Origin of the sequence: uncultured Aliivibrio sp., assembly GCF_946479765.1 — a bacterium.
Lineage (GTDB): Bacteria > Pseudomonadota > Gammaproteobacteria > Enterobacterales > Vibrionaceae > Aliivibrio.
This window is the reverse complement of the sequence record NZ_CAMLHO010000018.1, coordinates 34,417-48,378: the sequence shown is the minus strand read 5'-3', so window position 1 is coordinate 48,378 and position 13,962 is coordinate 34,417. Positions and strand designations below refer to the sequence as shown.

General features: G+C 38.5%; 14 protein-coding genes. 10 read left to right on the top strand and 4 right to left on the bottom strand.

From position 1 onward, the window contains the following. Nucleotides 1-56 precede the first annotated feature (56 nt). The 3 genes from Q1K78_RS08950 to Q1K78_RS08940 all read left to right on the top strand — a co-directional run bounded on the left by Q1K78_RS08950 (nt 57) and on the right by Q1K78_RS08940 (nt 3,352). Nucleotides 57-980 (top strand): SPFH domain-containing protein, encoded by a 924-nt coding sequence (locus Q1K78_RS08950; RefSeq protein WP_300177059.1) that lies wholly within the window; start codon nt 57-59, stop codon nt 978-980. Nucleotides 981-989: 9 nt separating this feature from the next. Next, nucleotides 990-1,442, top strand: coding sequence for an NfeD family protein (locus Q1K78_RS08945; RefSeq protein ID WP_300177056.1), 453 nt, complete (start codon nt 990-992; stop codon nt 1,440-1,442). Nucleotides 1,443-1,726: 284 nt separating this feature from the next. After that, on the top strand, nt 1,727-3,352 hold the full coding sequence (locus Q1K78_RS08940; RefSeq protein ID WP_300177053.1) for a methyl-accepting chemotaxis protein: 1,626 nt from the start codon (nt 1,727-1,729) through the stop codon (nt 3,350-3,352). Between the two features lie 138 nt (nt 3,353-3,490). On the opposite strand, the gene Q1K78_RS08935 is transcribed toward Q1K78_RS08940, so the two are convergent. From Q1K78_RS08935 to Q1K78_RS08925, 3 genes are all read right to left on the bottom strand, one after another. Next, nucleotides 3,491-4,369: an NAD(P)-dependent oxidoreductase gene (locus Q1K78_RS08935; protein ID WP_366899746.1), complete on the bottom strand. Its 879-nt coding sequence runs from the start codon at nt 4,367-4,369 to the stop codon at nt 3,491-3,493. A 122-nt stretch (nt 4,370-4,491) separates the two neighbouring features. Beyond that, entirely contained in the window at nt 4,492-5,016 is a 525-nt protein-coding gene (locus Q1K78_RS08930; RefSeq protein ID WP_300177050.1) for a DUF3087 domain-containing protein, read from the bottom strand. Between the two features lie 194 nt (nt 5,017-5,210). Beyond that, entirely contained in the window at nt 5,211-6,131 is a 921-nt protein-coding gene (locus Q1K78_RS08925; protein WP_300177047.1) for a permease, read from the bottom strand. A 107-nt stretch (nt 6,132-6,238) separates the two neighbouring features. Here Q1K78_RS08925 and Q1K78_RS08920 point away from each other — a divergent pair, with 107 nt between their 5' ends. Both Q1K78_RS08920 and Q1K78_RS08915 read left to right on the top strand, forming a co-directional pair. Further along, nucleotides 6,239-6,547, top strand: coding sequence for a metalloregulator ArsR/SmtB family transcription factor (locus tag Q1K78_RS08920; RefSeq protein WP_017021630.1), 309 nt, complete (start codon nt 6,239-6,241; stop codon nt 6,545-6,547). Between the two features lies 1 nt (nt 6,548). Continuing rightward, nucleotides 6,549-7,022 (top strand): methylated-DNA--[protein]-cysteine S-methyltransferase, encoded by a 474-nt coding sequence (locus Q1K78_RS08915; RefSeq protein ID WP_300177042.1) that lies wholly within the window; start codon nt 6,549-6,551, stop codon nt 7,020-7,022. 7 nt (nt 7,023-7,029) lie between these two features. On the opposite strand, the gene Q1K78_RS08910 is transcribed toward Q1K78_RS08915, so the two are convergent. Beyond that, nucleotides 7,030-8,046, bottom strand: a complete 1,017-nt coding sequence (locus tag Q1K78_RS08910; protein WP_300177039.1) for a LacI family DNA-binding transcriptional regulator — start codon at nt 8,044-8,046, stop codon at nt 7,030-7,032. A 198-nt stretch (nt 8,047-8,244) separates the two neighbouring features. On the opposite strand from Q1K78_RS08910, the gene Q1K78_RS08905 reads away from it, so the two are divergent. The 5 genes from Q1K78_RS08905 (at nt 8,245) to Q1K78_RS08885 (ending at nt 13,952) form a co-directional block, all read left to right on the top strand. After that, complete coding sequence (locus Q1K78_RS08905) at nt 8,245-9,705, top strand: glycoside hydrolase family 32 protein (RefSeq protein WP_300177036.1); 1,461 nt, start codon at nt 8,245-8,247, stop codon at nt 9,703-9,705. A 10-nt stretch (nt 9,706-9,715) separates the two neighbouring features. Then, nucleotides 9,716-11,089, top strand: a complete 1,374-nt coding sequence (locus Q1K78_RS08900; RefSeq protein WP_300177033.1) for a PTS transporter subunit EIIC — start codon at nt 9,716-9,718, stop codon at nt 11,087-11,089. An 83-nt stretch (nt 11,090-11,172) separates the two neighbouring features. Beyond that, nucleotides 11,173-12,099, top strand: a complete 927-nt coding sequence (locus Q1K78_RS08895) for an aminoimidazole riboside kinase (protein ID WP_300177160.1) — start codon at nt 11,173-11,175, stop codon at nt 12,097-12,099. Nucleotides 12,100-12,149: 50 nt separating this feature from the next. Next, nucleotides 12,150-13,196 carry a potassium channel family protein gene (locus tag Q1K78_RS08890; protein WP_300177030.1) on the top strand — a complete coding sequence of 349 codons (1,047 nt, stop codon included), beginning with the start codon at nt 12,150-12,152 and terminating at the stop codon, nt 13,194-13,196. Between the two features lie 90 nt (nt 13,197-13,286). Next, on the top strand, nt 13,287-13,952 hold the full coding sequence (locus tag Q1K78_RS08885) for a response regulator transcription factor (protein WP_300177027.1): 666 nt from the start codon (nt 13,287-13,289) through the stop codon (nt 13,950-13,952). The last annotated feature ends 10 nt before the right edge of the window (nt 13,953-13,962 follow it).

Genomic DNA, 13,962 nt, shown 5'->3' with positions numbered 1-13,962 from the left:
ATTCGTAAAGAGCGAATATAGTTAGATAATTATCAATTAGACAAGGAAGAGAAATAATGGCATATGATACGTTAATAACCATTGGGGTTCTGGTGTTTTTAGTTCTGGTATTAATCGCACTTGGTGTAAAAACCGTACCTCAAGGTCACAACTGGACGGTAGAGCGATTTGGTCGATACACGCAAACATTACAACCAGGTTTAAATTTGATCATTCCATTTATTGATAAGATTGGTCAAAAGATCAATATGATGGAGCAGGTTCTTGATATTCCAGCTCAAGAAGTGATCTCAAAAGATAATGCCAACGTTACTATTGATGCCGTATGTTTTGTTCAAGTGGTTGATGCTGCAAAAGCCGCTTATGAAGTAAGTGATCTTCAACACGCAATTCGTAACTTAACATTAACCAATATGCGTACCGTTCTTGGTTCGATGGAATTAGATGAAATGCTAAGCCAACGAGATATGATTAACGTGAAGCTATTGGCAATTGTTGATGCTGCAACAAACCCTTGGGGCGTAAAAATTACTCGTATCGAAATTAAAGATGTTCAGCCACCAGCGGATCTTACTGCGGCAATGAATGCACAAATGAAGGCCGAGCGTCATAAGCGTGCAGATGTGTTAGAAGCAGAAGGTAAACGTCAAGCTGAGATTTTAAAAGCTGAAGGTCACAAGCAAGGTGAGATCTTAAAAGCTGAAGGTGATAAACAAGCCGCAATTTTAAAAGCCGAAGCTCGTGAGCGTGCCGCAGAAGCAGAAGCTAATGCAACAAGGATGGTATCAGAGGCGATTTCTCAAGGTGATATGCAAGCCGTAAATTACTTTATTGCGCAAGGTTATACAGAAGCTCTAAAATCAATAGGACAGGCAGAAAACAGCAAAATAATTATGCTGCCTTTAGAAGCATCAGGCTTAATGGGATCAATTGCAGGCATTGCTGAAATGTTTAAAGTGGATAAAGATACCTCTAAATAGGAGCTCATAATGGAGTTTTTTGAACAAATGAATCATTGGCATTGGTTAACTTTTGGCCTGCTATTGCTTGCTGGTGAATTATTAGGAACAGCGGGGTATTTTTTGTGGATAGGACTATCCGCTGTTGCTGTTGGTGTATTGTATGCCGTTATTCCACTTAGTTGGCAATTACAGTGGGTAAGTTTTGCTGTTTTTTCTCTTTTTGCAACGTGGTTGTGGTGGAGATACCAGCATAAAAAAGATGAAATATCGGATGCTAAACGTGCATTGAATCAAAAAGATAAGCAATTAATTGGACAAACCTCACACTTGGGAGAGGATATTATTGCAGGTTCTTGCCGAATAGTTTTAGGAGATACCACTTGGTCTGCAAAAAGTTTGCAAGATATTCCAAAGGGTACACTCGTCCGTGTCGTGGCTGTTGACGGTATTATTTTGACTATTGAGCCAATGGATAAGTAAATTAACATTTAATCTATTTTAGGTGGGTAACTGTTGCGTTTAATTGCAGTAATTTACTTACCTTTTTTACATGTTGGATCCGCAACGGGTTATTTTCTTGGTTTTAGTTACAACTCCTCATTTTGATTAACTTTTTCGTGTTTGTAAAAGTAAGTGACAATTGTATGTTTTTACTTTATTTTTACGCAGATCTGCCGTTATAAAAGGTAGGGCATAAGAATTATTTTTATGTAGAAACACTCATGGAATGAGTCATTAAGAATTATTTGAAGGTTGTTAAAGACATGAGTTACAAAAATTTAGCAGTACGTAATAAAATTGCCACTGTATTTTCAGCAATAGGGTTAGTCATGATAGCGTTTGCTATTTTCTTATTGCAAGAATTGAATAAAGTAGAAACAGAAGTAGTCAACTTCATTGATTCTACTGTTCCTAGTGTATTATCTGTCGAAAATATGTATTTTAAGATGAACTCATATCGTCGAGATCAGTACGCTGCATTAACATACTCAAAAGACCAACTCCCTGAGTTACTTGATAAATTATCTTTGCAAGAAAATAAGATTAAATCAGAGTTATCTCAATACGAGGCAACGGTATCTAGTGGTGAAGAACGTCGTGTTTTTGATAGCGTGTTAACGGGTTGGGAAAATTATCTAACACAATTAAAAGGCTTTAAAACTAACGTGAGTTCTGGCAACTTTGAACAGGCTGAAATTCAACTTTTAGATGGATTAAGTCAATTTAATGAACTTGGTGTAACAATGGATGCATTGGTTAACGTTAATGTCGGTTTCATGTCGGGTAACCGTGCTGAGATTATGAATAGTGTTGATAATGTTACAATGGCAACAAAAGTATCATTCTCCGCATTAATCGCTTTTATGGTGTTTATTACCTTCTTCTTAGCGCGTCAAATTTGTCGTCCTTTAAATTTAGTGGTTGAGCAGTCTAAAGCGATTGCTGCGGGTGATTTAACCTTCCGTCTTCAACGTGATGAAATTGGTAATGATGAGTTAGGTGAGTTAGCTGATACCAATATTGAAATGCAAGATCAGCTACGTATGTTAATTGAAGATACTATTTCTGCGGTAACTCAGCTTTCTGCTGCGGTAGAAGAGATGAGTGCAATTTCAGAGCAATCTGCTCGTGGTATGCAACAACAACAATCTGACATTACAACGGTAGCCGCTGCAATGGAAGAAATGAAAGCAACGGTAGCAGAAGTTGCTAACAACACTGAAACCGCATCTACGTCGGCTTTAGAAGCCTCAGAAGAAGCAAAACAAGGCAATCGTGATGTTCAATCTAATATTGATCAAATTCAAACTGTGTCTCGTGATATTGAGCAAGCAGGTGAGTTGGTTGAAGAATTAGAGCGTGAATCAAACAACATCAGTGTTGTGGTTGAAGTTATTCGTGGCATTGCAGATCAAACTAACTTATTAGCATTGAACGCAGCAATTGAAGCGGCACGTGCTGGTGAACAAGGTCGTGGTTTTGCGGTGGTTGCTGATGAAGTTCGATCTCTTGCGGGACGTACCCAATCATCAACTACGGAAATTGTTGAGATTATCGAGAAACTTCAAGCAAGTGCAACACACGCAAAAGCAGCAACCGATCAAAGTTGTTCTAAGATCCGTCTGTGTGTTGAGCAAAGTGTTCAAACGGGTAATTCAATTCAAATGATTGAAGAAACCATGATGAAAGTAACGGATACAAGTATTCAAATCGCAAGTGCATGTAGCCAACAAGACTCAGTAACAGAAGAGCTTGGCCGTAACATTCAAAGCATGAGTTTGTCAGCAAGTGAAGTGGCATTAGGTGCAGAGCAAACCGCACAATCAAGCGTGGAATTAGCGCAATTAGCAACGACACTGCAAACTTCTTTATCGCGTTTTAAAGTGTAATTTGACACATATACAGTGAGTTGGATTTTTAAGTGATTAGAAATTAAAACATAAAAAAAGGAGATCAACTGATCTCTTTTTTTATTGCATTAAATTTACTAAGCTTAATATTACTTAATTAATTTAATGTGATTTAGCTTAGGTTCTTGCTTTAACCGCTTTGATTAAAACAGACGTATCCATTCGACCTAAACCTTGTTCTTGCAGGTTTTTGTATTCTTGGTTGACTTCTTCTGTGAGTGGCAGTTTAATCCCATGAGCTTTGGCTTCATCTAGACAAATGCCAAGATCTTTTCTCATCCAATCAATGGCAAAACCGAAATCGAATTTATCTTGTGCCATGGTGCTTGCTCGGTTTTCCATCTGCCATGAACCCGCCGCGCCATGTTTTAGCGTATCAATCACTAGATCAATATCTAGGTTGGCTTTCTCAGCAAGAATAAGTGCTTCACTTAGGCCTTTTAATACACCAGCGATACAGATTTGGTTTGCCATTTTACAGCGTTGGCCTTGGCCATTTTCACCAAGAAGGGTAATGGCTTTAGCAAAGCTTTGAATTACTGGTTTTGCTGTATTGAACGCTTCTTCGTTACCGCCACACATCACGGTTAATACCCCGTTTTCAGCACCGGCTTGACCACCAGAGACCGGTGCATCAATAAATTGGTTGCCTTGTGCTTCACATGCTTTTGCCAATTCAATAGCTAGCGTTGCTGATGTGGTGGTGTTATCCACTAAGATCGCGTTAGGCTTTAACCCTGCAAGAACGCCATTTTCACCATAAATTACACTGCGAACATCATCATCGTTACCGACACATACAAAGACGATATCAGAACCTTCAGCAGCTTCACGAGGAGTTGGCGCTGATTGACCTTGGTATTCTGCTGCCCATTGCTTTGCTTTAGCTTTAGTACGGTTATAAACCGTTGTTGAGAAACCTGCATTTTGTAGATGACGAGCCATTGGGTAGCCCATTACGCCCAAACCAATGAAGCTAACGTTAGTGATTTCCATGTCATTCCTTATTATGTGCTGTTGTTATTAACGATTAAAACACAGCTTGTAACAATTTGACATAGTTCAAGATTGAGATTATTTACAATATCGTTATGAAATTAATTCATGCATAAATAATCTTAGTATTTATCAAGCATCTCAACATTAAAATCAGCAAGTTCAAGAGTGAAGTGAATCTCTGCTGCTTGTTCATTGATAGCATTTAAGCTTTTTTGAACTTCAGTAATGGTGAGTGTGTTGTTATCTAAATTAAAGACCTGTTTTTGAGTGGTGTAATAAAAAGCGAGAATTAGCAGCGAATCATGATCGTTTTTGTCTGCTTTTCCTTTAATTTTAGCCAGCTTTCGATAGATTCGATTATGAATTTGTTTTAGCTTCCAAACATACATTATCTCATCAAAATATGGCGTATTTTTGACTTTATTCATAATAAAAGCAGTGGCTATTACCGCGATGATAACGCCAAGAACATTGAGATGGAAATTGCCAGTAGAGCCTGATTCTGTAATGCCTTCTGAGCCAAATAAGGCAATAAGAATTGAGCCGAATGCAAGGGCTAACACCGCAAGACAACCAACAAAACCCACCATGACTAGGTTGGTTTTTTTACGATAGGTGTTTTTGTCTATATTTAGAATTTTCATGTTACATCATTCTCAATGAAAGTAAGTTAGTAGGAAGTGTAGTGCAAAAAGGAATGTAATTGGAATTAAGAAAGAGTAACCGTTAGTTTCATCAAAGTTTTACTAATAAATAAATGATGTTCATAAAAAAAGCCATATCAAATTGATTGATATGGCTTCATTAGTATCAGGTATCAGGTATCAGGTATTAATCTTTAAAATATAAATTGGTATAAGTAACCAGCACTTATCGCCATGCCTAAAATGACAACTAAGAACGCGATAATCATTTGGTTTTTGAAGATAGATTTAAGTAAAATCACTTCGGTTAAACTTGCGCCTGCACTACCAATGATTAATGCCATTACCGCACCTAAACTCATGCCTTTTGCAGCAAGTGCAGCACTTAGTGGAATGACTGCTTCAGCACGAATGTAAAGTGGAATACCAATTACCGCCGCGACTGGGATTGCAAATGGGTTATTTTCACTTGCAATACGAGCAACGAATTCCGTTGGCATAAAGCCGTAGATCATTGAGCCAAGTGCAATACCACCAATTAAGTAAGGCAATACTTTTTTGAAGTCAGTCCAAGTGCTGTTCCAAATCTTCATCCATTTACTTTGTGGTGCTTTTTTCGCGCCGCCACAGGTTGATCCACAACATGTTGGTTCTGGTGCGATATACGCTGTTTCTTTTACGTATTTTTCAAAGCCCAGTTTTTCTAAGGTGTAACCTGCAATAATTGATACGCCCATTGCCATCGTAAAGTAGAACACAGTGACGTTAAGACCAAACGTGACAGCGAATAAACCGATAATGATTGGGTTTAATAGTGGGCTTGCAAACAAGAACACCATCATCGTACCGAAACCGGCTTTTGCTCGTAATAGACCTTTCAAGAAAGGAATGGTTGAGCATGAGCAGAATGGAGTAATCGCCCCTAATAAACCAGCCACAATATAACCTCGTCCATTTTTACCACTAAGAATGCTTTGGATTTTCGCAGGTGGAATATATTCCTGTAAGACGCCAACAAGGTAGCTAATTAATAGGAACAGTACGGTTAATTCTGCCGCTAAGAAAGCGAACATGTTTAAGGTGTCTATCACCATGTCTTGTGTAATTGTAAACATAATTTAAATCTTTATATTTCTGGAATAGTCGAAATATACTCTTGAGTATTAGCATGATCAAGTTATTTCTAGTATTATCGAAATATAAATTTAAAGAGGATCAAACTATGGACATCGAGATTGTCGCTAAAGCATTGAAAGAGCTAGGTCATCCTACACGTTTGGCTATTTATAAAAGTGTGGTGAGAGCAGGATACCAAGGTATTGCCGTTGGTGGGCTTCAAGATAAACTGGCTATTCCGGGCTCTACGTTGTCTCATCATGTGTCAGGTTTAGCGTCTGCGGGGCTAATTTCACAGCGCCGTGAAGGTCGTACTCTTTTTTGTGTGGCTGAATATGAAAAACTAACCTCTGTGATTGGTTTCTTACAAGATGAATGCTGCTTTGATGAAGCGTGTGAAGAAGAGGAACAATAAAATGAATGTATATACGCAATTTGATAGCTCAATAGGGATGATCACCGTTAATGGCAATGATGAAGGACTCCTTGGTGTTTGGTATGAAAGTCACGCAAGAACACTTAGTGATTTTGGAGTACAAGCCGATGATCATCCTATATTGAAGCTTACTGTTAGCCAATTAAAAGAATACTTTAATGGTGAGCGTCGTGACTTTTCTATTCCGTTAGCTGCAAATGGCACTGAATTTCAAAATAAAGTATGGCAAGCACTAACTACCATCCCTTATGGCGAAACCTGGTGCTATAAAGATCTCGCAATTGCGGTAGGGAATCCTAAAGCATCACAAGCGGTTGGTGGTGCTAATAGTAAAAATCCGATTTCAATTATCGTGCCTTGCCATCGTGTTATTGGCAAAAATGGCAGCCTAACGGGCTATGCTGGTGGGGTTGATATCAAACAAGCATTATTAGAGTTAGAGGCGAAATCGTAATATAAAGTTAATTTACTTCTTTGAGGATCTCATAAGGGCGATCTTGTACCGTCATCATGGGAGATGCTCTCAATACTAATGTGGGTTCTAATAAGTACTCTAATGGTTTATTGATACGACTTTGTTCTATGTGTTCCCCTTTAAGGGCATCAAGCATTAATTCAAAGCCACGAAGGGCAATTTGATGCATCGGTTGATGAACACTAGAAAAACCGAGTGATTGTGCAATAAAGGTGTCATCAAAACCAACTATCTCGACCTGTTTAGTTAGATTAGTGTTATTAAGCAGGTTATACACATGGCTCGCTGAAATATCATCAGAGCAGAAGAGTGCTTCCAATGGTGTATCTGAGCTTAGTATGTGGTTTTGTACGAACTCTTTCAAAGACTCTACTGTATAAGGCGTGAGAATACGTTCCTCGATAAGATCTCTGCCTTTACTTAATAAGGTATTTTGAAAGCCAATAAAACGGTCAGATTGCTGGTTAGTACAGCCAATAAACCCAATACGTCGATAACCTTGCTTAATAAAGTGCTCTGCGACTAAATTACCCCCCTGTTTATGGTGCGTTCCAATGCTCAAGCAGAGTGGTGAAGTTACCGTTAATAGAATAATAGGAAAGGAAGCGTTCTGAAGAGGACGAATATGTTGATCTTTTAACGAGCGAGGAATAAGAAATACCCCATCCACATTATGATGTTTACACTCCTCTAAAAAAGTCTGCTCAAGCTTTAAATTATTACGACTATTGAACAACAGAATACTGCGCCCGTGCTTATAAGCTTCCTCTTCTAATACATCAATCAATTTAGCGAAAAACGGATTACTCATATTACGTACAATTACACCAAACAGCTTGGTTGCTTTCTTTTTCTTAGGCTCTGGTTTTTGGTAATTGAATTTAGCAATAGTAGCTTCTACTGAGTGCCGTGCGGCGTCAGATACCCTGCCATTGTTATTGATCACTCTTGATACCGTAGCGATAGAAACGCCTGAATATTTAGCAATGTCTCTGATGGTCATTTTCTATCTCTTGAAAGGCAATTTGGTGGTGGCGCTCATCATACGATTATTTGTGTAACAAGTTTTTGTGTTACATCACATATTTTTAGTCAATATACGTAAATGATAACTAACTTATCTATTGCTACTTGTTATTGGTTTCTAAAATGAAGACGAGACTCTATTATCAATTCAACAAGTTAATGATTGGGTATCACAGTGTATTTAGATAAATATAAAACGATTAATACTGCAACGGAGAAAGATAACGAAAAGTTTAATGCGATTCGTTGCAATACAGTATATCGGCCACAATTACATATTACACCGCCACATGGATTATTAAATGATCCAAATGGGTTTTGTTATTTTAACGGTGAGTATCATTTATTTTACCAGTGGTATCCATTTGGTACTTTTCATGGCATGAAACATTGGATGCATTTAACATCGAACGATTTATATTCTTGGAATGAACACGGAAGTAAAATAACGCCAATAGAAAATTACGAATCACATGGCGCTTATTCTGGTGCAGCTTTTGTTGAGAATGATTCTGCATATTTATTTTATACGGGTAATGTGAAAAATGGCGAAGAGCGCGATGCAAATCAGTGTGTCGCTATTTTAGATAAAGATAACCAAGTGAAAAAATCAGAGCAAAACCCAATTATAAAATCGTTCCCTAAAGGGTATACGGGCCATGTAAGAGATCCCAAAATCATTAAAGACGGTGATGTTTATTACATGCTGCTTGGCGCTCAAAGAGAGGCCGATTTAAAAGGTTCTATTATTGTTTATAGCTCTGATAATTTGCTTGAGTGGGTATTGAAAGGGGAGTTATTCATTGATATTGATGCTGATTTTAATGAAGCCTATATGTTTGAATGCCCTGATTTACTAGAGGTCGATGGTCAAGATGTGCTTATCTTTTCTCCACAAGGGATTTCACCAAAACAAGAGCGATTCCAGAACCGTTATAACGTGGTGTATTGCATTGGAAAAATTGATTGGACATCACTTACGTTTACTGTGACTCATTGGGATGAACTTGATCGAGGGTTTGATTTTTACGCTCCACAAACCATGAGCAACAACCCAAATGAGCCAACATTAATTGCATGGGCGGGAACGGATGGTGATTTACCATCAGAGCAATACGGTTGGGTTAACTGCTTAACCGTACCAAGAAAGCTGTCGATTAAAGAGAATAAGCTATACCAAGAATTAGAACCGATTAATGAGACTAAACTGAATTCGGTATTAGTAAATGAAAATATAAAGGCTGAGAAAATAATTAAACTAGAGTCATTATCATTTTTATTAGATATTGATTGTAGCCTAACTGAAAATATATCAGTGGTTATTTTTGACGACTTTAATAATGAGTTTTTATTTACGGTTGATAATGAAAAGAAACAACTAATACTGGATAGAACAAATTATGATCATAATGAGAAAGAGTATGAATTTGGATCAATTCGTTCTTGTTTATTAACTGAAAAAAGTAAAAATCTGACGCTATTTTGTGATCAAAGTATTATCGAAATATTTTCAGACCAAGGACGTAATGTGTTTACGTCGCTGTTTTTCCCTTCAAAAGGAAATCACTACTTAAAAATAACGTTTGATGACTCTTCTGAAATAGAAGCAACCCTACAATATGTAAATAAGATTTAGGTGAAATACGATGAATTATGATGCGATTACCAATGAGATACTCGATAGTATTGGCGGAATTGAGAACATAAAAAATGCGGAGCACTGTGCAACGCGCTTACGTTTAATTTTAAAAGATAACGATAAAGTGAACGTTGACGAAGCCAAAGGCATTGAGCAGATTAGCGGTTACTTCTATCAATCAGGTCAACACCAATTCATCATTGGTACAGGTAAAGTGACTCACGTTTATAATTCACTGCAACAAAAGTTGGGCGGAGAAGCTGGAGGGGGTGATTTCAAACAAGATGCCTTCTCTGATATGACAATGAGCCAAAAAGTGGTTCGTACTCTAGCGGATATTTTAGTTCCACTTATCCCTGCATTGGTGACAACTGGCCTGTTAATGGGGCTGCGTGGCATGTTGCTGCACTCTGGTGTTGAGTTTTCACCTGAGTTATTAGCATTATTCAGTATGTTAACCGACACCGCTTTTGCGTTCTTACCAGTATTGATTGCTTTTTCTGCCTCGAAAAAATTTGGTGGTAACCCAGTTATTGCGATTGTGGTTGGTTTAATGATGGTTGCACCGCAGTTGCCTAACGCATGGGCAGTAGCAAGTGGTGGCGCTGAACCGATGATGGTCACTTTGCTTGGACTCTCTTTCCCATTAGTTGGTTATCAAGGCACCGTGTTACCTGCTATTTTTGCTGGTTGGTTTACGTCTTATCTTGAACGTAACCTGAGAAAGTTTGTTCCAACGAGCATGGACTTAATTGTTACGCCATTTATGACCATCACCATTGCTATTGTAGTTATCTTGTTTGGCTTTGGTCCTTTACTGCAAAGTATCGAACATGGTTGTACCTCACTGGTACGTCTAGCGCTTGATCTTCCATTAGGCATTGGCTACATCTTATATGGTGCTTTCCAACAAATGATTGTGATTACCGGCCTTCATCATGCGTTGGGTGTGATTGAAATTGGTTTATTAAATGACACAGGATTGAACCCACTACAACCATTAGGCACTGCGTCTATGGCGGGTCAATTTGGTGCAGCAATTGCGGTAGCGACACTGTTGAAGAACAAACAGAAAAAGAGCAATGCGTACGGTGCATCAATGTCGACACTGTTTGGTATTACAGAGCCACTACTGTTTGGTGTAAACCTTCAATATGGCAAAGTATTTATCTTCGGGATGGTTGGTGGTGCAGTCGGTGGATTGGTCACTTATGTATTAAATATTAGCGCAACAGGTATGGGTATTACGTTCATTCCCGGTATTTTATTGTACTCCCATTCATTGACCGCAGTGTTAGGTTACTTAATGGTGATTGCGAGTGCGTTTGCAACAGCGTTTGTATTAACGCGAGTGTATAACCCAATTAAAAGAACAAAATAGTAGATTATAAATCCCTTATAATCCTATTATGACTTGCCTCGATGGTTTTGCCGTCGGGGTCCTTTGTAAGAGTGAAGATGATTATGAATAAAGTTTGGTTAACTGGTGATGCCGTGGTGGATCTGATCCCAGAAACAGTAAATACCTATTTGAAATGCCCAGGAGGTGCTCCTGCCAATGTGGCTGTTGGTATTGCTCGTTTAGAAGGTGATTGTGCCTTCTTTGGACGTGTTGGTCATGACCCATTTGGCGCTTTTATGCGAGAGACTTTGGCTCTAGAAGGCGTAGATATTACTCATTTACATATGGATGCAGCACAAAGAACATCAACAGTGTTAGTTGATCTTGATGAAAGTGGCGAGCGAACGTTTACGTTTATGGTAAAGCCAAGTGCTGATCAGTTTGTTGAAAAATCGGACGTGCCTTCTTTCTTAGCGGGTGAGTGGTTGCATACCTGCTCGATTTCGTTAGCGAATGAGCCAAGCCGAAGTTCTACATTACACGCTCTGGTTGCGATTAAAGTTGTAGGTGGTTTTGTCAGCTTTGATCCAAATTTACGTGATGAAGTTTGGCAAAATCCATCCGAGATTAAAGATGTTGTGATGAAAGCAGTCGCATTAGCAGATGTGGTTAAATTCTCTGAAGAAGAGTTATTGTTTTTAACCGATACAACGGATTTACAGCAAGGTTTAACGTTTATTGAATCACTGAATATCCCATTAGTAGCGATCACTTTAGGGGCTAAAGGTGCGTTAGTTGTATTTGATGGTAAGCAACAAGTTATCTCAGGTATCTCTGTTGATGTTGTAGATACAACTGGTGCCGGTGATGCGTTCGTATGTGGTCTTTTAGCGCAGCTTTCTTTGCATACTGAATGGAAAGAGCAAGCGGTGATTCAAAAAGCGGTAATGTGGGGAAATATTTGCGGCGCTTTGGCGACAACCCAAAAAGGGGCGATGATCGCACTTCCGACCCAGCAAGCATTATTAAAGCTAGAAGGTGTACGTTAATTTTGTAGTACGCTACACTGGTCAGAATTATGGGCAGGGAAGGAATAACGATGCACGCGATATTAAAAGTCATTGCTAACTTAATTAATAAGCACTTTATGGCGATTAATATGTATACGCTGATGTTTCTTCTGATCAGTTATATTACGTTAAGTTGGTTAGGATTAATTTTTGCCAATGAACCTCACCTAACAGCTAATCTAGCTAGTTTTTTTTACTATATTGTTACCACAAGTAGTACGGTCGGTTATGGCGATTTAAGTCCAACCACTGACCATGGTCGATTATTCTCAGCGTTGTTTATTATTCCATGTGGAGTGGGGTTATTTGCATTATCTGTAGGTCGAATGGCTGTGTTTTTTACTGATTTTTGGCGTACAAATCGAAGAGGGAAACGAAATTTGAACTTAGAAAATCACATTGTTGTTATTGGTATTAACAGCGCCCGAACTCCTCATTTGCTTGAAATGTTGAAACGTGAAGAACAAGGTCGACGAGAAGTGGTGGTTGTCTCTTGTGAGTATGAAGAGTCTCCTTTTGATTCTGATGTGCATTTTGTGCGTGTTAACTCGTTTACTGATGCAATAGAGATGGAGCGTTCTAACTTATCTAAAGCCAGTGCTGTGATTGTTGATACTGATTTGGATGATGCCACTTTAACCATCAGTCTGTTTGTCGCAGAGCAAAATAGTGACGCCCATTTAGTGGCCCATTTTGAAGATTCAATCAAACGAGATTTACTGCATAAATATTGTCCGAATTCTGAGTGTATTTCTTCTCTATCAACAGAATTAGTGGCTAAATCTGTGATGGATAAAGGCTCAAGCTTTATTCATTCAGAGTTAGTGAGTGCTCACAAAGGACAAACACAATATTCGATTAAAGTGCCTGACCAACTTGATGAGTTTACGGTTGAGTCTATTTATTCTTCGTTTAAAAAACAGCATGAAGCTATTATTATAGCGATACAAAAGAAAGCAGAAAGTTGCAAAGTTAATCCAAGCTTAGAGACGGTGTTATCTACCGATGATGTAATTTATTACATTGCGGATGAGCGTATCGTCGACATAAATTGGCAAAAAGCCATAATTAATTAAAGGTTATTAAGGGTTTTGTAAAAAGTTCTATTGCACAACGTTGAACTCAAGATTAGAATGCGAACGATTTTCATTTAACTGGTGAGTAGCGTGTCGCGTATTTTAGTTGTCGATGATGACATTGAGTTGTGCAATTTATTGCAAGAAGTTTTACAAGATGAAGGCTACGATGTTGATTGTGTTCATTGTGGTGAAAGTGCTCTAGAGTTTATTCAGAGTCATTCTGTTGATCTTGTTTTATTAGATGTCATGCTTCCCAAGCTTGATGGCTATCAAGTGGCACGCCGTATTTGCCAACGTTTTGCCACGCCTATCCTTATGTTAACCGCGCTTGGTGATGAGGCTTCTATGCTTGATAGTTTACAAGCAGGGGCGGATCATTTTATCGCAAAACCGTTTAATGTTCCTGAGTTATTGGCTCGTATTACTGCAATTTTGCGTCGTGTCGGATTAGAGCGTCAGCGCCAAAATTATGTAGGAGCAACTGAAGATCTTGCTGAGCAATTCTTACGGTTACCACTGACTGAAACTGAGTCTGAATTACTGCAATATTTGATTAATAATGCCGATGTCGTGGTCTCTAAGTCAGATCTACAAATTAATATACTCAAGAAAGAACTGTGTCCGTTCGATCGTAATCTAGATATGCATATCAGTAATATTCGTCGTAAATTATTGCAATCTGGTTTATCTAAACAGCACATTAAAACCGTGCGTGGGCGTGGTTATAGTTTTATAAAAACGGTTAATAGTTGATGGATAAGGT